General features: G+C 62.8%; 17 protein-coding genes. 9 read left to right on the forward strand and 8 right to left on the reverse strand.

All coding sequences use genetic code 11. The annotated features are described in order from the left end of the window. Positions 1–682: 682 nt before the first annotated feature. The 7 genes from BH95_RS26980 to BH95_RS27015 form a co-directional block, all read right to left on the reverse strand. Complete coding sequence (locus BH95_RS26980; protein WP_015586110.1) at positions 683–1,681, reverse strand: aldo/keto reductase; 999 nt, start codon at positions 1,679–1,681, stop codon at positions 683–685. Further along, a complete protein-coding gene (locus tag BH95_RS26990; protein ID WP_015586111.1) occupies positions 1,678–3,339 on the reverse strand; it encodes an FAD-dependent monooxygenase in 1,662 nt (553 codons plus the stop codon). Before BH95_RS26990 ends, BH95_RS26980 begins: the two co-directional genes overlap by 4 nt. Beyond that, a complete protein-coding gene (locus BH95_RS26995; protein ID WP_015586112.1) occupies positions 3,336–4,979 on the reverse strand; it encodes an MFS transporter in 1,644 nt (547 codons plus the stop codon). The genes BH95_RS26990 and BH95_RS26995 overlap by 4 nt, the downstream gene beginning before the upstream one ends. Continuing rightward, the gene (locus BH95_RS27000) at positions 4,976–5,677 is read right to left on the reverse strand and encodes an HAD family hydrolase (RefSeq protein ID WP_052047793.1); all 702 of its coding nucleotides are present in this window, start codon (positions 5,675–5,677) and stop codon (positions 4,976–4,978) included. The genes BH95_RS26995 and BH95_RS27000 overlap by 4 nt, the downstream gene beginning before the upstream one ends. 2 nt (positions 5,678–5,679) lie before the next feature. Next, the gene (locus tag BH95_RS27005) at positions 5,680–6,651 is read right to left on the reverse strand and encodes a ScbA/BarX family gamma-butyrolactone biosynthesis protein (RefSeq protein ID WP_015586114.1); all 972 of its coding nucleotides are present in this window, start codon (positions 6,649–6,651) and stop codon (positions 5,680–5,682) included. A 271-nt stretch (positions 6,652–6,922) separates the two neighbouring features. Further along, positions 6,923–8,005 carry an alpha/beta hydrolase gene (locus BH95_RS27010; protein ID WP_015586115.1) on the reverse strand — a complete coding sequence of 361 codons (1,083 nt, stop codon included), beginning with the start codon at positions 8,003–8,005 and terminating at the stop codon, positions 6,923–6,925. 55 nt (positions 8,006–8,060) lie between these two features. Continuing rightward, entirely contained in the window at positions 8,061–10,262 is a 2,202-nt protein-coding gene (locus tag BH95_RS27015) for an MMPL family transporter (RefSeq protein WP_052069823.1), read from the reverse strand. 98 nt (positions 10,263–10,360) lie between these two features. Here BH95_RS27015 and BH95_RS27020 point away from each other — a divergent pair, with 98 nt between their 5' ends. Next, positions 10,361–10,999 carry a TetR/AcrR family transcriptional regulator gene (locus BH95_RS27020; RefSeq protein WP_015586117.1) on the forward strand — a complete coding sequence of 213 codons (639 nt, stop codon included), beginning with the start codon at positions 10,361–10,363 and terminating at the stop codon, positions 10,997–10,999. A 322-nt stretch (positions 11,000–11,321) separates the two neighbouring features. Here the strand turns inward: BH95_RS27020 and BH95_RS27025 are convergent, their stop codons facing one another. After that, positions 11,322–12,284 carry a LysR family transcriptional regulator ArgP gene (locus BH95_RS27025; RefSeq protein WP_015586118.1) on the reverse strand — a complete coding sequence of 321 codons (963 nt, stop codon included), beginning with the start codon at positions 12,282–12,284 and terminating at the stop codon, positions 11,322–11,324. A gap of 75 nt (positions 12,285–12,359) precedes the next feature. On the opposite strand from BH95_RS27025, the gene BH95_RS27030 reads away from it, so the two are divergent. The 8 genes from BH95_RS27030 to BH95_RS27070 all read left to right on the forward strand — a co-directional run bounded on the left by BH95_RS27030 (position 12,360) and on the right by BH95_RS27070 (position 20,641). Further along, on the forward strand, positions 12,360–12,983 hold the full coding sequence (locus tag BH95_RS27030) for a LysE family translocator (RefSeq protein ID WP_032364998.1): 624 nt from the start codon (positions 12,360–12,362) through the stop codon (positions 12,981–12,983). A 204-nt stretch (positions 12,984–13,187) separates the two neighbouring features. Continuing rightward, positions 13,188–14,705 (forward strand): argininosuccinate lyase, encoded by a 1,518-nt coding sequence (argH, locus tag BH95_RS27035; protein ID WP_052047792.1) that lies wholly within the window; start codon positions 13,188–13,190, stop codon positions 14,703–14,705. After that, entirely contained in the window at positions 14,702–15,889 is a 1,188-nt protein-coding gene (locus BH95_RS27040; RefSeq protein WP_015586121.1) for an argininosuccinate synthase, read from the forward strand. Before argH ends, BH95_RS27040 begins: the two co-directional genes overlap by 4 nt. Beyond that, a complete protein-coding gene (locus BH95_RS27045; RefSeq protein WP_032364999.1) occupies positions 15,886–16,464 on the forward strand; it encodes a formyltransferase family protein in 579 nt (192 codons plus the stop codon). The genes BH95_RS27040 and BH95_RS27045 overlap by 4 nt, the downstream gene beginning before the upstream one ends. After that, positions 16,461–17,285 carry an enoyl-CoA hydratase/isomerase family protein gene (locus BH95_RS27050; protein ID WP_052047791.1) on the forward strand — a complete coding sequence of 275 codons (825 nt, stop codon included), beginning with the start codon at positions 16,461–16,463 and terminating at the stop codon, positions 17,283–17,285. Before BH95_RS27045 ends, BH95_RS27050 begins: the two co-directional genes overlap by 4 nt. Positions 17,286–17,386: 101 nt before the next feature. Beyond that, the gene (locus BH95_RS28010) at positions 17,387–18,442 is read left to right on the forward strand and encodes an asparagine synthase C-terminal domain-containing protein (protein ID WP_033188359.1); all 1,056 of its coding nucleotides are present in this window, start codon (positions 17,387–17,389) and stop codon (positions 18,440–18,442) included. Next, entirely contained in the window at positions 18,439–19,182 is a 744-nt protein-coding gene (locus tag BH95_RS27065) for a TauD/TfdA family dioxygenase (protein WP_015586125.1), read from the forward strand. Before BH95_RS28010 ends, BH95_RS27065 begins: the two co-directional genes overlap by 4 nt. Next, positions 19,175–20,641, forward strand: a complete 1,467-nt coding sequence (locus tag BH95_RS27070; protein WP_032365002.1) for a class I adenylate-forming enzyme family protein — start codon at positions 19,175–19,177, stop codon at positions 20,639–20,641. The genes BH95_RS27065 and BH95_RS27070 overlap by 8 nt, the downstream gene beginning before the upstream one ends. The last annotated feature ends 20 nt before the right edge of the window (positions 20,642–20,661 follow it).

Below are 20,661 nucleotides of genomic sequence, written 5' to 3' on the forward strand. Positions count from 1 at the left end.
ATGGATCTGTTCATCGATGTCATAGCCTCAATCGCTTCCTGGTGTGCTCCGATGGTTCTGCTCGTGGCTGCCGCAATCCTCTTGGTGGAATCCGGCTTGCTCGTCGGGTTTCTCCTCCCGGGTACTGGCACGGTTCTGGCGGTCGGTGCTCTCGTGGGGCTGGGCGAACTTGATCCCGTCGTGACGGCGATCGTCCTGATCGCTTCGTCGACAGCAGGGGCTCAGCTGGCCTTTCGGTCCATCAGGCGTGGATCGTGTCGCGCTGATATCGCCGGCGCAGGCCGCTTTGCGCGCCTGATCAACAGGGTGCTTGCTCGGGCACGTCAGTTGTTTTCGGGGGATGCGCGCGTCGGGACAGTGACCACGCATTTCGTCGGAGGCGCGAGGACCTTGGGGCCACGTCTCGCTGCGGGTTCCTCGTTGTCGTTCTCGAGGTTCGCGGTGTTGAATATCGTCGCCGCAACCGTGTGGGTCACTCTTCTGTTGACCACGGGAAGCGTGTTGGGAGCCAACCCCGCGTGGATCCCCTGGGCCACTGGCGCTTTCGTCGTGGCCGTAGTTGGAGTCATCGCAATTCGGGCATTTCGGCGCAGTGACGCTCCGGTTCCCGGCGGCACAATTCCCGCCCGTCGATCTGATCGACGGGGCGGGAATGCGGCTGTGCCGTGCAGTTGTGCCCGTGTCATTCGCGGCCGGCTGATACCCAACTCATGTCGGGTGCTCGGGTTCCGGTGACGGCGTCGGCGAGGGTGTCGAGGACGGCGAGCTGGTCCGCGGTGAGTTCGATGTGCACCGAGCCCGCGTTTTCGGTGACCCGATCCGCATTCCGAGTGCCGGGTATCGGAACGACGGGCAGCGCGAACTGTGTACCTTTCACCCGTAGCCACGCCAATGCGATCTGGGCGGGCGTGGATCCGTGCTGTGACGCGATGTCTGTCAATGGGGCGAGGGCGTCGGTGTTCGTTTCGAATGCGTCGAGTTGAAAGCGGGGTAGATACCGCCGAAAGTCGTTGTCGCCGAGCTGTTCCTGTTTCACTTTTCCGGTGAGCATTCCGCGTCCCAGTGGGGAGTAGGGAACGAATCCGATGCCGAGTCGAGCTGCGGTCGGGACGATGGCGTTCTCGACGTCGCGGCTGAACAAGCTCCATTCGGACTGGACCGCGGCGAGCGGATGGGTCCGGTGCGCTCGTTCTAGTTCGGGGGCGGTTACTTCCGATACTCCGATGTGCCGGACTTTTCCGTCGGCGATGAGCTCGGCCATCGCTCCGATGGTGTCGTCGATCGGGATGTGTGGGTCGACCCGGTGAAGGTAGTAGAGGTCGACGACGTCCACGTCGAGGCGACGCAGGCTGTTGTCGATGCACTGGCGGACGTAAGCCCTGTCTCCGCGGCTTCTGCGGCCGGGTTCGGTTACGGAGGTATCGATACCGAATTTGGTGGCGACGGTGACCTCGTCGCGACGGTCGGCGAGGAGTCTGCCGATCAGTTCCTCGTTGGTCCCGAGGCCGTACACATCTGCGGTGTCGATGAAGTCGATGCCGAGGTTGACGGCGTGATGCAGGGTCTTCAGTGCTTGGTCGGGGTCGGATTCGCCGTACATCGAGGTCAATGCCATGCCGCCGAATCCGAGTGCGGATACTTCGAGGCCTGTTCCGAGGTTCACGTGTGGGAAGTCGGTCATGATGCTGTCTCCTTGGAGGCGCTCGTTTCGGGTCGACCGCGTTCGACTGCCTGTGTGTCCGCGGGTCCGGCCACTGCGGTGAGGTAGGTCCGTATGGCTGCAGGGTTCTGCAGCGAGCCGGTCATGCCCACTATGCGGTCGGGACGCACGACAGCGACACCGCCCTGTCCGAGCTCGCTCGAAACGATCTCGTGGGTGTCGATCACGGTGGGAGTTGCGCTCAGAAGTGTGGTGGGGGAGTGGACCACGACCACGACGTGCAGCCGCGACCCCCACGAGTCGAGGATGGCATGTAAGGCCCGGAGTTCGTCGATACTGGTGATGGTGGCCAGCGCCAGGACTCGTCGGTCATCGAGGAGGTCGGGCAGCAACTTGTCGACCTCTCCGTCGAACTGGACGGGATGCGGGGGCAGGAACTTGCCCGGCGAGATGGTTCGACCGCGCCCGCCCCCGCGGGCCACTGACGGGCCGTAGGCCGTATCGATCTGCGCCAGTTGAGGAACGACACGCCGGGTGAGGAGCCCTGTCGCCGAGAGGATTCCGAGGATTCGGTCGCGGATCCACCGCGAAACGGCAGCACGAGTTGTCCACAGTTTCGTCTGAAGATCGGTCATCGCGGCGACCGATTCTGCGACGGGTCGTCGTTCGAGTTCATATGTTTCGAGTAGTGCTGCATCGGCTCCGTCGACCGCTACTGCTGCAAGTTTCCACGCGAGATTCGCCGCGTCCTGTATTCCGGTGTTCATACCTTGACCTCCCGCAGGACTGTGAATATGTGCAGCGTCGCCGGCAAGGATGAATCGGCCCGACACGTAGCGCGAGGACAGTCTCCGGTGTACTCGAAAGTCGCTCTGCCAAAGCACATTACTGACCCGGAAGCGGCCGAGGCCGCGTTGGCCGAGCATGATGTTGGCGCGATCGGTGATCTGAGTCGGCGGTATGAGCGCAGGGGAAGCGGACTGACGGTGTCCGAGAAATACCCGGTGTCCACCACCTGGGAGCGGGACGACGACCGTCACCCCGTCCGGGTGGAGATGGTACTGAGCCTCCCCGACCGACCCATCGGTTTCTAGGGTGCCGTCCACCAGCAGAAAAGCGTCGTCGTAGCTGTCGCCGTCGAAGTCGATGGCCGCTGTTTTCCGCACGGTGCTGTGTGCACCGTCGGTGCCCACGATCCACTCTGCTGTTGTGGTGAAGCGGATTCCGCTCGGACCGACCAATGACGCCCTCGCCCCGTCGCTGGGCCCGGCAGGGTCCGGATCGAGGGCACCGAGGAACTTGTGCCGCCAGCGGACCGTACCTCCCAGCGCCTGGTAGAGCTCGAGGAGAGCTGCCTCGACGAGGGGCTGCGGAAGGGACAGTGGTTTGTGCAGGCCGGGCTGGTCGAGGCCGGTGAAGTCGACGTGGCCGATCTGTGACCCTTTCGACCAGTACGACGCTCGGTCGAGAGTGACGCCGGCATCGAATACCGCGGGATCGACACCGAGGATGCGCAGGCTCTCCTGGGCGGCACTCCAGAGTACGAGGGCTTTCGGTTCGGTCGAGGGCCCCGACTTGCCGTCGATAATCATGTGGTCGACGTTCCTGCGGGCGAGCTCGCAAGCAAGCGTCAGACCTGTGGGGCCCGCGCCGACGATGAGGACGGTGTGCTCGGTCATGTCCGGACTCCTGACGGGCGAGGCGGGGCGAGGCTGGATTGTTCGGCCGAGATCACGTCCTCGTATCCGGTGGACGGCGCGTCGCGGGGTAGGGGAGAGGCCGCTGCGTGCGGGTCTGCTGCCGCGGGGTCGACGAGGAAGTCCTTGCGTCTGATGAGGGTGAATGCCGCGATCGCACCGATGAGGGTGACGATTCCCGCGATCGTCGTGACCTGATGCAGCGCCGAGATGAACGCGATTTCTGCTGCCACCCCAACGTCCTGCCCGGTCTCTTGCAGCGCCGCGACGGCCCCGGAGGCCACGGCGTCGACGGTGGCGTCGAGCTGGGCCGGAGTCAGGGCGGATCCGTACGCGGTGTCGAGTTCGGATTCGATGGTGCGATGAGCCAAAGCTCCGAGTACCGCCACGCCCAATGCCGCACCGACCTGCTGGAATGTCTCGTTGATCCCAGCTCCCATCCCTGAGTCTTCGGCCCGAACGAGAGCCACTGCCGCGCTCGCACGGGGTGGATTGTGTAGTCCCATACCGAGTCCCGCGATCACAAACCCCGGTAACAACGCCGTCCAGCTGTCACCGACGTCCGCGAATCGAAACAACAGAAACCCGATTCCTGTGCACAACAGCGAGATTCCGATCAGAATCGATGTCGAGATCCGGGCGCTCAGTATTCCGCCCACGGCACCGGATATCAGCAGGACGCCGGTAAGCGGCAGGAACCTCAATCCGGTCTCGATAGCCGAGTAGCCCAGCACGCCTTGCATCCACAGCACCGAGAACAAGATGGTGGCCGTGACGGCGAAGTTGATCGCAAACGTTGCCGCGGACAGGCCGTTGAAGGAACGGTTTCCGAACAGGACCATGTCGAGCATGGGATTGCGGACGCGGCGCTCGACCACAGCGAAGCCGAGGAGGGCGAGCACACCGACCGCCAACGCTACCGCGGTACGTGGGTCGGTCCATCCCACGACGGGTGCCCGGATGATTGCAAAGATCAACGCGAACAGACCTGCGGAGAACAGTGCCAGACCGAGGGGGTCGAGACCGCGGCGCGCGGTCGATGTCTGGTGGTCCCGGACTTTCAGAGCGACGACGGCCAGAATGATCAGTCCCACAGGGATATTGAGGTAGAACACCCATCGCCAGTCCACTTCGGTGAGGATGCCTCCGATCAACGGTCCCGCAGCGATGGCGATGCCCGAGGTGGCCCCGAAGATGCCGAAGGCGGTTCCTCGTTGGCGGCCGTGGAACGTCGCTGCGATCATCGCTGGGCCGACGGCGTACATGATGGCCGCGCCGAGGCCTTGAACTCCACGTGCTGCGTTGAGCAGAGTTGCTGACCCAGCGAGACCGCAAGCCACGGACGCGAGGGTGAAGGCCAGCGCGCCGACGGCGAAGATCCGGGTGCGGCCCAGTCTGTCCGCGATCGAGCCGGCGGTGAGCAGAAACGCGGCCAGTGCCAGGGCGTAGGCGTCGATCACCCATTGCAACTGCTCGAAGCTGGCCGAGAGGTCTCGTTGTATCGCGGGCAGTGCGACGTTGACGACGGTGAGGTCCAAGAACAGCATGAATGTTCCGAGGCAGACCGCTGTCAGCGTCCACCAGCGTTCGGGGGCCGACTGCAGCGGTTCGGGGGTGCTCATGCGGACTCCTCGAGGAGCGCGTCCGCGGTGGGTTGCGCGGCCGGCTGCTGGCGTCCGAACCAGGCGTCGATTGCCTCGATGGCTCCCGCGGTGTCGGTGAAGTGATGTATCTGCATTCCGTGCGCTCGGGCGGCTTGGCAATTGCGTAGGTCGTCGTCGACGAACAGGCATCGAGCGGCAGGGACGCCGAGTCGTTCGGTCGTCCGGCGGTAGATTTCGGGTTCGGGTTTGCGGACACCTTCGTTCGCGGAGACGACCTCGACGCTGAACAGGCCTGTGGGGACGATTCCTCGCCACTCGGGTTCCCATTCTCGGACGTTGTTGGTCAACAGTCCCAGAGTTCGTCCTTCGGATTTCAGCGTGTGCAAGTAGTCGAGAAGTTCCGAGTTGGGGACCCGGCCGGAGAACCATGCCGGCCGGAACTGTGACAGGTCGATAGCGCGTCCGGTCATGGTTTCCAGTGCCGATCCGACTCGGTCGAGGAAGGCCGCTTCGGTGATTTCGCCGCGTTCGAGCGGGGCCATGATCGTTTCGTCCGGGTCATCGTGCGCGGTGAACAGGGCACCCATCAGGTCCTCCGGTTGCACGGACATGTACTCGGTGAACGCCGCGATGGTGTCGGCGATGGGGTTGGTCAGGACGCCGCCGTAGTCGACGACGAGAACGAGGGGACCGGTGTCGATACTGTTGTCGGACATCGTCATCCCACCTCGACCTGCGAGCGGACGATGACGACGTCACCCTGGACGAGTTCGAAAGATGCGACGATCCCAGTCCCGGACTCGGTGGGTGCGGTGTCGATCAAGCGGCAGTAGACAGGAAGCTCGTGTTCGGCGAAGTCGAGGAACTGGATGTCGTAGCGCACCGGGGAACCGACCGACGATTCCGGCAGTGAGTGGGTGTCGAGGACGGCGCACACCGATGCCTGCCTGCACGCTTCGGTCAAGAGCATCCCCGAGACGTGGTCGACCTTGTGATCGGAGAGCGACGGGTGGTTGTTGTCGACGACGACCTCGTACGTCGTGTCGGGGTGTTCGGTGCCGGTGGAGGCGATGACGACGTTCTTCGAGTCCCGCCGGGCAACGCGTGCAGGCGGAAGCGGAACGGCGGCAGAGGTATACGGCTGATCGGGGGTGTTCTTCGCTGCCCGCCCGGCCGCGCGCATCTCGGCGAACATCTGCTTGGGCATGAAGCTCAGGGATCCGACGAATTCGCCGACAGGCACGCCGTCGAGAACGGTCTGGTACCTACCGACTGCCCCGGTCAGGTACCCCTCGACGTGGAACCGCTTCTCGAATTCGACTCGGATGACCAACCGGCCCGGTGTTTCCCCGACCTGGAGGGCAGCGAGGTCGGTCACCGACACCGAGGCCTTGCGGAAGACGAACGCCCAGTCCTTGGGTACTCCGTAGAACTGGTGACTGATCAGGATCGAGGCCTGCCTGCATGCCTCCACGAGGATCATGGGGTCGTACCGGTCGTCGAGTCGGTCGCTGTAGAGGGCATGCCCTCGCGGTAGCTGCGCGGCGACGACGAATCGGTTCTCGCCCGTCGCAGCAGCGTCGGTGAGGAAGACCTCGCTGACAGCTGCGCGGTGGACGAGGCTTCGCGGCACAGTGCGATCGAATGTCAGTTCACTGGCGATATCGAACGGTGGTGTGGTGACAGTCATTTCTTCCCCCAGGAAGGTGGTCGCAGATTTTCTGCTTTGTGCGAAACGCACCGATCGGTACGTGGTTTCAAGTACAGCGCCACGTTTTCGATAAGTCAATTCTTTTCACGTTAATTCCAAATGTTCGGAAAGTGATTCCCGTAACAATATAATTTCAGTTCGAGCGCAGATATACCGCCAGTAATTCGAGCACTATTGTGAGCCTGTGCACACGGTTAAGTGCACAGGCTCGCAATAGTGCGTTCAGCTATTTGATGCCGATCTGATGCGGTCAGTGGGGTTGTCGGGCGTCGAGCCACTGGTCGAGCGAGTCGAAGACGATGGCGGCGTTCCGTGCGTGGCCCATGTAATGGCCTGCGTGAGGAATCGTGATCGCCTTTCTGTCCGATGTTCCGGTGAACGATGCAATATGTTCGTCACCGAATTGCACGCGTGCGTCGTCCTGTCCGTAGAGGCCGAGAACTGGAATGTCTATGCTCGACATTTTGGCCAGGTCGAGAAGAATTCCGGGGCCTTGTGAAAGCATGTCGCCGCACGGGTGTTGGTTCTGATAGGGCGCTGCTGTATCGATTACTTGTTGTTCGGTATCGGCATAGTTTCCTGTCACGAATTCAGTGGTTCCTTGGTCGTAAAAGGTGTAGCCCTTGGCGGCGGGATTGTTTTCCGATGCCGAGCCTCCGGTGAGGCAGCGTGGTGTGGCGGCGAAGAATCTGACGTAGGCCTCGGGTGTCAGTCCGCGATCGGCCCAGTCCATGACGACGAGAGCGTCGACGTCGTCGAAGGTGTAGGCCTCGATCTGGACGATCTGCCCGCCGTTCGACTGGCCGGCGAGGGTGATGTGCCCGAAGGTGGGGGCCGTTCCGGATGCATCCCATTGATAGGTGCCGGTACGCAGCGCTTGGACGATCTGATGGGCCATCGTTGCTTGGGACCCCACGCACATGGCCCCGCCTGCCGGAGCGTCGCTCGTGTCGTATCCGAGTCTGTCGATCGTCAGTGAGGTCTGTCCGCGAGCGGCCATTTCGTAGGTGTGGTGGTATCCCTCGACTGGAAGACGCCAGTACCATTCGCCGGCTGCGATGCCGTGTTCGTAGAGGGTGATGGCGTTGCCGAAACCCTCTGCGGGAGCGGTGAGATGGCCACGGATGGTGTAGGTTCCGCCGTCGGCGGTGCACGGGACGGCTGTGTCGTTGGTGTTGCGGACTGTGAAGGACACCGGTACGTCGATCACGTCCGATCGGGTCGGCTGCGCGGAGGCGATGGCCGTTCCACCGAGAAAGATGGCGGTCGACGCGACGGTTATCGCAATCGCGGCGAGGAGCCGTGAGAGGGGGTGATGGCGGCTGTCGAGCATGGGGTACTCCGATCGGGGCGGGGATGTGGTGGCTGGGAGCGTGCGAGTGCAGTGCTCATACAGGGGTTTTGGGTCTTCCAGGGTCGACTTCGGTACCAGGTGTATCGACGCGTGGAGCATCGGTGATGCCGATGAGCTGGTGCAGGCGTGCCAGTGGGCGCGGTGCCCACCAGTTCCAGCGGCCGGTCAGGGCCATGATGGAGGGGACGAGGATCGCTCGGATGACGGTGGCGTCGATCAGGACCGCCAGTGCCATGCCGATTCCGAGTTGCTGAAGGAAGGTCACCCCGGAAGTGGCGTAGGTGGCGAAGGATGCGGCCAGGATGAGAGCTGCTGCGGTGACGACGGGTGCGGAGCGTGAGATGCCATCGATGATGGATTGGCGATTGTCTCCGGTACGGTCGAATTCTTCTTTGATGCGCGAGAGCAGGAAGACTTCGTAGTCCATCGACAGGCCGTAGGCGATGCAGAACATCAGGATGGGGATGCTCGGCTCGATGGCACCGGTAGGGGTGAAACCCAGCAGCCCAGCAAGATTGCCGTTCTGAAAACCCCACACCAGGACACCGAACATGACCGTCAGTGACAGCAGATTCAGAATGGTGGCTTTGATGGGGGCGATGATCGATCCGGTCATCACGAACAGAATGGCGAAGGTGATCAGTGCAATGAGCACGGCCACGAGCGGGAGCCGGGCGGTGACGCCGTCGGTGTAGTCGTCGAGCATCGCGGGTGAGCCGCCGACGAGTACCTGGCCGGGAGGCTCCACCGACCGTACCGCGGAGACGAATCCGGCTCTGTCGTCCAGTGATTCGCGAGTCGGTACCACCGAGAGGTAGCTGCCTGCGGTGTCGGGAGTGAAACGGACGGCGCCGTTCGGTGGAGCAGTGAGCGCCCTGTCGGGTTCGACGGTGCCCAGTGCGCTGTCCACTCGTAGCACCTGGGGCAGTGCTGCGAGATCGGAGGCGTACCGAGCGAGGCCGTCCGGTGCGATGGTCGGTGCGACGAGCAGAATTGCGTCTGCATCCTCGCTGGCGTAGTCGTCGCGGATGGTGTCGTACAGGGCGCGGACCGGAACCGACTGCGGCAGGATGCGATCGTCCGGTGCGCCGAACCGAACGCCTAGTACCGGCGCTCCGAGCAGTATCAAGATCACCACACCGGCGATCGCGAACACTGCAGGTCGGCCGGTCGTGGCCACGGTGATCCGCCGCCACACGGTACTTCCGTCGGTGTCCGGTTCCTTGCGCCGTAAGGCGCGGTGCCCGAGCAGCACCAATGCGGCCGGGAGTACGACCGTAGCGGCGAGCACGGCGGTGGCGACGACGGCTATCCCGGCGTAGGCGAACGAGGCCAGGAACGGGAACGGGAAGACCAGCAGAACGGCCAGTGACGCGGCGACGGTGGCGCCGGAGAACATGATGGTGCGTCCGGCTGCCTGCGCTGCTCGCTGCACGGCCAACGTCAGGTCAGCGGTGCGGCGGGCTTCCTCTCGGAAGCGGTAGATCAGGAACAGTCCGTAATCGACGCCGAGTGCAATGCCCATCACCAGCGCGATGTTCGCCGCGAAGGTCGATACTTCGGTGAAGGCTGCCACCACGCGCATGATGGCCAGGGTGCCGACGACGGAGAACAGTCCGGTTGCGAAGACCACTGCGGCGAGACGGAGCCGCCGTAGGACGGCCCACAACAGTGCGATCACCAGCGGGGCGATGATCAGCTCTGCTCGGAGAAAGTCGGTCCTGGATTGTTCTGCGACGGAGCGGAACACCTCGTCGCTGCCGCCGAGAGCGATGTCGATGTTCGAGGTAGCCGACCGGCTGAGTGCCTCGTCGAGAGCGGGAAGGACCTGTTGCCGGATTTCGGTGGCGTCGCCCGGTGCCCACGCCTGGATCAGCGCCGAGCTGCCGTCCCCGGCGGCGAGGGTCGGAACCTCTTCGGTCCAGTAGGACCATGTGTCGTCGATGCCGGGGAAGGTGTCGACGAACTCGGTCAGACGTAACCCGTCCGCGGCGACGGCCGAGCTGTCGACGTCGCCGGTCTTCGCGGTGACGAGGATGGTGATGTTGGGTGTGCCGGTCTGAAAGGTGTCGTTGAGCAGCGCCTCGGCTGCCGCAGACGGGGCGTTGGTCGCCTCGAACCTGTTCAGGGACAGTGCATTCATCGCACCGGCAGCGACTGCTGCGAGCACGAGGAAGAGGACGCCGGCCACTACGAGGGTGAGGCCGGGTCGAGTTGTGGCGAATCGGGTGGGCATCGCGGGTCCCCCTGCTACCGTGGATACGAGCGATTGCTCGTGATTTGCGAGAATACGAGCGAAAGCTCGTCTTGTCTACCGGAAAGCCTGGAGTTCACATGCCGAATACCTCGACGCCAACTACCTCTCCTGCACCCAAGCGTCAGGATCGCGGACTCAAGCGCATCGCTGCGATCCTCGACGGTGCGGAGGAGTTGTTCGGAGAAGTCGGGTTCGACGCAGCGACCACGAACGCTATCGCCAGCAAATCGGGCATGTCACCGGGTTCGCTGTACCAGTTCTTCAGAAACAAGGAAGACATCGCCGCAGCATTGGCGGAACGCTACGTCGTGGAGTTGACCGACGCCCAATCGGCCGCGGTCGATCCGCGACCGGACGGCTTCGTGGAATCTCTACCGCAGTTCATCGACCGGGCCGTCGACAATATGGTCGCCTTCAATGCGGCCAATCCGGCTTTCCTGCAACTGTTCTCGCGAGCAGATACCCAGCCTGCCCTGTATACCGCAGTCGTACCATTGCAGAGCGAACTCTCCCAGAGGGTCGCCCAGACCTTGGCCGCACTCGCACCGACCCTGTCCAGCGAACGCATCGACCTCCACGCGCTGGTGGCCTTGCAGATCACCCGCGGAATGATGCCCGTCATCGCCGCAGAAAAAACTAACAAGAAGGACCAGCTCGTGACCGAGCTCAAGGCGGCACTGATTCGTTACCTGTCCGAGGCACTCGCCTCACCCTGACGGAACAGAGACCCGCGCCGCCGCAGGCCGTGCGTACTCCCAGTCTGAAAAAAGCTGCAGCAGTAGCTGTTTTGACGTTTTTCAGTTGTGCTGCCAGCAATCACTGCTTTTCGTACACTATGGGATCCGCGCCGATCGATACTTCGATGCGTGGTGGAGCATTCGGTCGAGGCTCAACGCCCCGCGTCGTATGCTCGGTCAGCGATCGGCGACCTTAGGCGCGCACCCGGCGGCGGACCATGCGACCGGCGTGCATCGCCGCAACTTTGGTCCAATCAGGGTGTGCAATTAGCCGTCACAGCTGGACCGATGACCGCCGGACTCACGCAGGTTCCGGTGTTGCCGCGCCGGTCACCGCATGACCTGGGGGACGGTTCGCTGTTTTTCGTTCTTTGGGTGTGTCGATCAATGCGTTATGTGCAGCATCGCGTACCCAGCCTGTGATTCTGTCGAGGGTTTCGGATGGCAGGTGCCATCGTTGCCAATACAGGGGAATGGTGACGTTGTGGTCGGGGTCGAGGTGAACGAGTGTCCCGTCGGCGAGGTCGCGTGCGATTTGTCCTTCCGGTAGCACGCCCCACCCGAGTCCGAGTCGAGCTGCAGTCAGGAATTCGCGGTTCGATGGGAGGTAGTGGATCGGGGGCTCACGGTGCGCCTTGATCTTGCGTAGATAGGCGTGTTGCAGGTCGTCCTTTTTGTCGAATCGCAGCATCGGGAGGCGGCTGGGATCGCAACCGTCGGAGTCGGCGTCGCGAATGAGTGAGGGTGCGCACGCGGGCCAATAGACCATGGCTCCGAGCGGTTCGACCGTACAGCCAGGTGCTGCGGTGCGTGAGGTCGTCACGGCGGCCATGACCGCGCCTTGACGCAGTAGAGCGTCTGTATGGTCCTGATCTTCGATGTGGAGGTCCAGCAGTATCCGTCGGTCGACGGCTATCGCTTTCATCACCGGTTGGAACCACGTCGAGACCGAATCGGCATTGATAGCAAGTGAAAAGCGCAGCGGTGCAGCAGTATTCGTTGTCGTTGAGCCGCCGCGTAGCTCAGCGTCGGCGTCGACGGTGAGGACTTCGATCTGCCGCGCGAGTCGGAGCAGGGCTTGCCCGTTTCTGGTGGGTAGTACCGGCCTGGTTCGCTGTAGCAGCGCGGCCCCCGACGCTCGTTCGAGCGCGGTAATGCGTTGGCTGACTGCAGAAGACGAGATGTGCAACGCCGTTGCAGCTCCCTCGAACGACCCTGAATCGCAGATCGCGGCAAGTGTGGCGAGCTGATCGTGGTTGTACATCCACAAATACTAAACCTAGATCAGCGATACTTAGGAAACGTGCATCGATGCTGGAGCGGTCGTACCGTTCTTGCCGTGAACAACCCCGTTCTGGCCTATCTCCCCGTCGCTATCGTCTTCGGAATAATCCCAGGTCCTGACGTCATGTTGGCGGTCAAGCACTCGCTTACCGGCGGTGTGCGTCACGGCATCGCCGTAGCTTTGGGTGCGGCGACGGGGTCGATGGCCTGGGGCATCGCTGCGGCCGTGGGGTTGGCGTCCTTGCTCACCAGCGTCCCCGGGGCATTCGACGCGGTACGTATCGCAGGTGCCGCCTACCTGGTGTTTCTAGGAATTCAGAGTATCTGGCAGCGCAAGGGCAGCTTCACCGACGTCGATGCCGCGACTTACAACGCGCACCAGCCGAAGTGGTCGCGAGCGTTCATGACCGGTTTCGTCGCGGACCTGTTGAATCCGAAAATGGGTGCGTTCTACCTGGCGGTGCTGCCGCAGTTCATTCCGCGCGACGGGAACGTTTTCGTTTGGTCCATGCTGCTCATGTCGATCGAGTTCGTGGTGGCGCTGATATGTCTGTCCTCGTACGCACTTCTTGCCTCGTCCGCTCGCCGGTTCTTGGAGAAGGGCCGCTTGGGGGCGTGGCTCGAGCGTGGACTGGGTGTTGTTCTGGTGGGATTCGGCGTCCGGCTGGCCTTCGAGTAAACACCCCCGCCGTCCGAGCCCTTCTCCCTTCGCTCTTTCAACTACTCGACCCGAGCCCGACGTGACTTGATTGTGTAACGACGCCTTGGCCCGGGTCCGCGCCCCGGGCCGTCCAATCCCGCCAGGTCTTGGCTTTGCCGTGCCCTAACCCGAACTTTCCTGTACCGAAACCGAACCATCACGCACACAGAGGGGTACCGATCAATGAGCGAAAAGCTCTGGGGTGGAAGATTCTCCACCGATATCACCGACGATGTACTTCGCTACACAGAGACAGCATCGGTAGACAGCAGAATGCTCGAACACGACCTGTGGCAGAACATCGCTCATGTTCTGATGCTCGGTCGCGCGGGAATCAACACCGAACCCGACACCAAAGCGCTTCTCGCTGGGCTGCTCGACATGGAGAGCAGCCGAGCCGACGGTGGATTGCAGCTCGACGTCCGACAAGAAGATGTGCACCTCAACACCGAATTCATGCTCATCGAACGGATCGGACCCGTCGGCGGCCGCATGCACACCGCACGGTCCCGAAACGATCAGGTGCAGACCGACGCACGCATGGTCACCCGCGAGTGGCTGCTCGATGCCAGCGAAGAACTGCTCATGTTCGTGCAGGATCTGCTCGGGTGCCCCGAGTCGGAACGAGAAGCAGTTCTACCCGGCTACACGCATTCGCAGGCAGCGCAACCGATTTCGGTAGCATTTTGGAAGGCTGCGCACGCACAGGCCTTGCTGCGTGATGCCTCCCGACTGATGGATGCCTGGAAGCGCATCAACATCAATCCGCTCGGCGCGTGTGCGCTCGCCGGAACTACATTCGCCCTGGACCGCGATTACACCTCCCGGCTTCTCGGGTTCGATGCACCGATGGTCAATGCGCTCGATGCGACGTCGACGAGGGACTGGACAGTCGAAGTAGCGGGCGCAGCTGCCAGCGGTGCTGTGAATCTATCTCGCATGCAGGAAGAGATCGTCACCTGGAGCTCGAACGAATACGCTCTCGCCGAAGTGCACGATTCGTTCGCGACCGGTAGCTCGATCATGCCGCAGAAGAAGAATCCGGTGGTTGCAGAACTGGCGCGAGGGAAGTCCGGTCGCGCGGTGGGTGCGCTGGTGCAACTGCTGGTGATGGAGAAGTCGGTCGGTCTCGGGTACAGCTGCGACCTGCAGGAGGACAAACCGGTTTACTGGGGCGCCCTCGATACGTACCTCGACACCATTCGCCTGTGCCGACGCCAGAACCTGCACACCGCGTTCGACGGTGCTCGCGGCAGAGCCCTGTGCTGGGACAACTTCTCGACCGCGACAGAGATCGCCAACATCTTGGTCTCTCGGTTCGACGTTCCTTTCCGCACAGCCCACCGCATCACCGGTGACCTCGTCAACGCCGCCCTCGCAGCCGGTCACACCCTGCGCAACGTCGCGTTCACCACCACTTTCCTCCGCGAGGAACACGACATCGACATCAGTGAGGTCGACATGAAGCAGATATGCGATCCGCTCCACACACTGCGCAGCTACATCTCTGCCGGATCCACCGGACCGACGCGGGTCTCCGAACAGCAGGAGCAAGGCCTGGCCGACGTGACCGACAGACTCGCCGAAATCCGGCAAGCCAGAACCCGCCTCTGGGAGGCGAAGGCGGAATGCCTACGAGCAGCGCGATCCGTCGTCGGCGGCGTGAGCGTGCCCGAACTCGCGATGGAGGTCGGGGTATGAGCATCGTCCTGGCATATTCCGGCGGATTGGACACATCCGTTGCCGTGCACTGGCTCAAAGAGCGCTATCAGACCGAGGTCATCGCGTACTGCGCGAACCTCGGCCAAATCGAGGACCTCGAGGCCGTCTCGAAGCGCGCAACCGCGGCCGGCGCGTCGGAAGTTATCGTCGAAGACGTCCGAGACCTGTTCCTCCACGACTATGCAATCCCGGCTCTCGCCGCCGGCGCTGCATACGAGGGAAAATATCTTCTGGCTGCACCGTTGTCTCGACCGTTGATCGCCGAGCGGCTGGTCAGCATCGCTCGCGAACGCGGTGCATCCGCAGTCGCTCACGGTGCCACGGGCAAGGGAAACGATCAGGTCCGGTTCTACACCTCCGTGCGGGCGTTGGCTCCCGAGCTCGACATCCTCGCACCTGTCATCGATTGGGAAATGACCTCCCGCGGTAGCGAAATTGCCTACGCCGATCGTCACGGTATCGATGTGGGTGTCAGCAAGACGACGCCGTACAGCATCGACACCAATATCTGGGGCACCAGCATCGAGTGCGGGGATCTCGACCTCATCGACCACGCTCCACCGCCCGATGCATGGCAGATCACGACCGCGCCGGTGCAGGCACCGGATCGTCCAACAACGATCACGATCGAGTTCGAAGCAGGCATCCCCGTCGCTCTCGACGGCCGCAAGCTCGACCTGATCGACCTGGTCAGCGAACTCGGGGACACAGCGGCCGCGAACGGTATCGGGCGTACCGAAATTCTCGAGAGCCGCATCGTCGGATTCAAGAGCCGCGGAATCTACGAAGCACCCGCTGCAACAGTTCTTCTCGCTGCACGAACCGATCTCGAAGCACTCGTACTGGACCGAGAGACGCTCCACCACAAGCGGTCCATCGCCGACCAGTACGCAGAGTTGGTCTACTACGGCTACTGGTTCACCGATCTGCGTGCAGCACTCGATGCTTACTGCGCCCGTCTGGCTCACCGCGTGACGGGCACAGTGACCGTCGAGCTGTACAAGGGCTCCGCTCGATGCATCGGCCGGACGTCCCCGAAATACGGCCGATACAGCTCGGCTCTGGCCGATTACGAAGAGGCAGACACCTTTCTACACGAAGCAGGTGCCGGATTCGCGTACTGCTGGGCTCTCCCACTCACCGAAGGAGTTGTCACTCGATGAAAGACACCCGCTCTGTTCTGCTCATCTCCGACGGATCACGGTGGGGCGAACTCGCCCACGACTTTCTCCGCCGCAGATTCGCCGACGTCGACTGGTTTGCCTGGGACTACGGCGATCCAGTAACTCGATCGTTCGATCAGTGGCACGGGTGCGACCTGCTTCTGTCCTTCAAATCGGACTTCATCCTGTCCGAGGCCACACTCGATCGAGTGCGGGAACTGGCCGTGAACTTCCACCCGGCGACCCCGAACTACCGAGGGATCGGCGGATATCGCTACGCGATCGACGACAACCAGACGCAATTCGGGGCCACCTGCCACATCATCACCCCGAAGGTAGATGGCGGTCCGATCATCGCAGTCGACCGATTCGACATCGTCCCAGGCGAATCCGAGACGAGCTTGAGCGAACGCACCGCCGCCGCCGCACTGGCTCAATTCCATCGAATCGTCACCACAATATGCAACGGCACCGCTATCAGCGCCGATCACAGCGAACAATGGGGACAACGTCTCTACACACGCCGCGCCCTCGACGCAGACCGCCGAAAGCGTGGGGAGCTGGTCGAAGCGTGAGAACACTGCACTCACCCTCCGCCACCCACGAGCCCCACGATCGGCCCAGGTCGCCCGAAGCCCATGGCGGTACTGCAGTTCGCAACGGCCCCTTGGCGATCATCGAATTCGACGGTGAAGGACACAACACGTTCTCCACAGACAAGATGCGCGGCATCACCGAGTTGGTCTGGCAGCTAGGGGACACCCCGGATGTCGAGGGGCTGGTTCTGTACGGGGGAGACGGTCGATCCTTCGGTGTCGGCGGTGACTTCAACGAAGTCAAGGACTTCACGGGAGGCTCCGAGGTCAACCGATGGATCGACGCCTGCGTGGACATGTATCGAGCAGTTCTGTCGATCTCGAAACCGACCGTGGCAGTCATCGACAAATACTGCATCGGCATCGGTCTTCAGTTGGCACTGTGCGCCGACTGGCGCATCGGAACGTCGACGTCGGACCTCCGTATGCCCGAGCTCAAGTTGGGTATCTCCTGCATACTCGGAGCTCCGCTCCTGCAACGCCGAGTAGGGCCTGCCGTGGCGAATCGAATGATCATCGGGTGCGATCGATGGCTCGGTACCACCGCACTCTCCGACGGCCTCCTCGATGAACTCGTTGCAGCCCATAGTGACCCGCTCGCTGCAGGATGCACCCGAGCACAGGCACTGGCCGAGTACCAATCGGTGCCGTTTGCCCGCACCAAGGCGTTCGTCAACCACGATCTGCTGCTCGACATGGAACGAGCCCGTATTGCAGCAATAGCCGGCCACCGAGCGGGGTTCGCTGCAGGCGATGCGGCCCAACAGAAGATGCGCACAATTGTCGGAGACAACCCATGACCCCAACCGATCATGGGTGGGTCGTCTTTTCGCACAGCGGCCGCATCCGCCGTGTTGGCGGACATACCGGCCCCGTTCTGAACCGCAACGACGGAACAGTCATGATCACGACGCCGCTGCACGGCGAATGCCGAGTCTTTCTCTCCCGCACCGATGATGCACGGACATGGGCGGTGGGAGCGCAATTCGCGGCGACCGCCGCGAGTGTCGGTCACCGCGCAGGAACCACCACGGCACTTCGCCCCGGGACGACTCTGGTCTGCTCCGCCGACGGAGAGTTGTCGGTGCACCGCGCTGTCCCCCGATCGTCGCCGTCGGGCGGTGTCCCAGGGTGTTCGCTCGAACAGGCCATGGGGTGGCTCGACCATGGATTACGCACTGCAGCAACGGAAATCGCATCGTCGGGTCGTCCCATTCGCTTACTGCTCTCCGGTGGTGTCGACTCCGGACTCCTCGCCTCCTACTTGTGGAGGGCCGGTGCCGACGTCCGTGCACTGACCCTCCGCACACCCTGGGGTGACGAAATCGACGGTGCCTCTCGAACAGCGCGCCACGTCGGTCTGCCGCTCGACGTCATCGACGTCACCGCACAGGAATCGACAGCGGCGATCTACCCGTGCATGCAGCACACTCAATCCGATGATGCAGAAGTCATCACCGTGCATCTGCTGGTGACAGTGGCCTTCGAGTTGGCGCGAGCATGTGGTGCCGACCTCGTGACCGGACTCGGCAGCGATCTGCTCAACGCCGGAAGCGATTTCGGTATGGGCGCAGTCGCCGGCGATCTGAACGAACGTATCGACGACGCCAGCGCATCAGGAATGATGGTGACCGGCCAATTCACCCCAGGGCCGCGCATGTACCACCCGTACTGGAGTCCTGCTCTACTGCACCTTCAACAGAGTGTCCCCGCTCAGCTGAAGACCGTCGACGGCATCGAAAAGTACTACCTCCGCGAGCTCGCGGCCTACCAACTGCCCCGTGAGACTGCGTTCGGGAGAAAAGTCGCAATCCACCAAGGGGCGGGTTTGTCAGCAGGGTTGGACGGCGCGCTCGGAGAACAACTGGCTGCCGTCTGTGCCCAAATCCGGGCACAGACCCTCGATGAGGTCCCTCTGGGAAACCACGATGTTGCGGTCGGCGGTGAGCAGCGGTGACGGCCACCGATCCCGGAGATCTCGCGGCAGTGGCCACCCGGGATGGATTCGCTCTGGTCGGCGACGTCGACTTCGGCAGAAGCGACTTCGAGGTCTTCGTGCAGGGGCTCGGGACTCTCGCCACACATCGGTTCGGCACCGGAAGCGCAGGTCTGCTCGATCTCGACGCAAGCCCGCTACCGGACCGCGTCGTCACCGGGCGCAGTGCCCTGCCTCTGCACACCGACGGCACACTTGTCGGGACCTGTCCCAAATACATTGCGCTGTATTGCAATGCAGTCGATCAGCCCACAGGATCCGGACGCACAGAACTCTGTCTGCAATCGGATCTACTCGATGCAACACTCCCACCGGACCTGAGCACGGTGACCGACGTGGATTGGGAGTACTACGTCACCGACCAATCCCACTTTCCCGACGTCGCGCACCGCTGGCTGTCGATTCCACCTGCAGTGCGATCAGCAACGGGGACAACGCGGTTGAACGTGGCACTCCCGTTCACCGAGGAACGGACCACCCCCGCAGGATGGTCGGTCCGTCTGGCGGGCTCGACCGAAGAAGACAGCCGGGCCGTCTTCGCACGGCTCGACTCCTACCTGCGGGGCAGTACCAGCTTCTACTCGCACGACTGGGCCCCGGGTGATCTTCTCGTCCTCGACAACGAACAGGTTCTGCACGGGCGGACAACGATCGAACCGGGCAGCGTCAGACACTTGTTCCGAGGACAGATCAATGTCTGACGCGCGAGGGTTCCTCGCCGCACTGAACAGCATGCCCCAACAGGATCAGGACGCACTTCACCAGGGACGACGCCATACGACGTTCGGGGAGCTGTCGGCCGCGGCGATGGCATGGCGTGATGCACTGGCACCGGTGATCGACGAAGGCGACGTGGTCGTCGTCGATCATCACCCCGGGGCCGCAGACTTCGTTGCAGCACTACTGGGAACGATGGCCGCCGGCGGCGTGCACCTGGCGAGCCGGACGCGGCATCCAGCATGGGACCGACTGAGCGCACTGGGCCGCCGCTGGCACGCCATTACCGACCACGACATCGACCCCGACCTGCCCGAACTGGCCTCCGTGTTCGATGCAGCAACCCGAAAGCTCCGATACTGCAACCCAACGCGTCAATGCGACGTGACCGAGCACGACACCGTGCGAGGAAGAATCCTCGAAACATCCGGATCGAGTGGTGAGCCGAAATGGGTGTACTGGACCGAGGAATCGCTGTTCGCCGACCGCACCGACTGGTGCCAGCAGCTCGGTCTGACAGCCGACGATGTGATCATCAACATCCACCCCCTCGATTTCGCGCACGGGATGGACGTTCACGTTCTCGCGGGCTTGCTCTCGGGAGCACCCACGGTGCACCTCGACGCCGGTCTCCCGGCCTCTGCCCACGCGAGAGCGATTTGCGACTGGAACGGTACCTATATGAGCGCCCTTCCCTCGCACTACGACGCGATCGCAGCGTCACCGGCGGCATCGGAGCGAATGGGTGAACACCTGACCACCGCACTGACGGGCGGGGCTCTCCTGACGCCGACCACTGCGCGACTGATCCACCAGCGGTGCGGGGTCCACCTACGCAGGCTCTACGGGGCCACCGAGTGCGGCATCATGTGCGCAGATCTGCGGCCACAGTTGCAGAGCGCGGCCGAACTGCGGCCCCTACCCGGGGTGGAGATGCGAGTGCGCCCCATCCACGGAATCGACGCAGATACCTATCGAGTGGGCGAGCCCGAATTCCGCCGAGCGCACCGAGCCGAAGGCTACTGGGGACACCCGGACCGTACACAGAGCGCATTCACGGACGGCTGGTATCGAAGCGGGGACGCGGTGATGGTCCACGACAACGGTGCCATCAACGTCCTGGGCCGCATCGATGACGTATGGACAAACAACCACGGTCAACTCTGTTCGGCAGGCGTCCTGGTCGACGAGATCACCGCACTCGACGAGGTCGACGAGGTCGTCGTCTTCGCCCCAACGGCCACAGGAGCAGACACACCGACGACAGTACTGTGCCGCCTGGCACCCACCGGGGCAGACCTCGGACGAATCCACCTTCGCGTCACCGAAGTGATGAACAGCTGCGGTCTCATCGGAAAGATCACTCTGATGTCCGACTGGCCGAAAACGTCTGTCGGCAAGCCCGACCGGCGCGCATTGCTGGCATGGTGCAGAGCGTCCTGAGTTCGACATCACACGGATCA

The sequence above is a fragment of the Rhodococcoides fascians A44A genome (assembly GCF_000760735.1).
In the GTDB taxonomy this organism is placed as follows: Bacteria; Actinomycetota; Actinomycetes; order Mycobacteriales; family Mycobacteriaceae; genus Rhodococcoides; species Rhodococcoides fascians_E.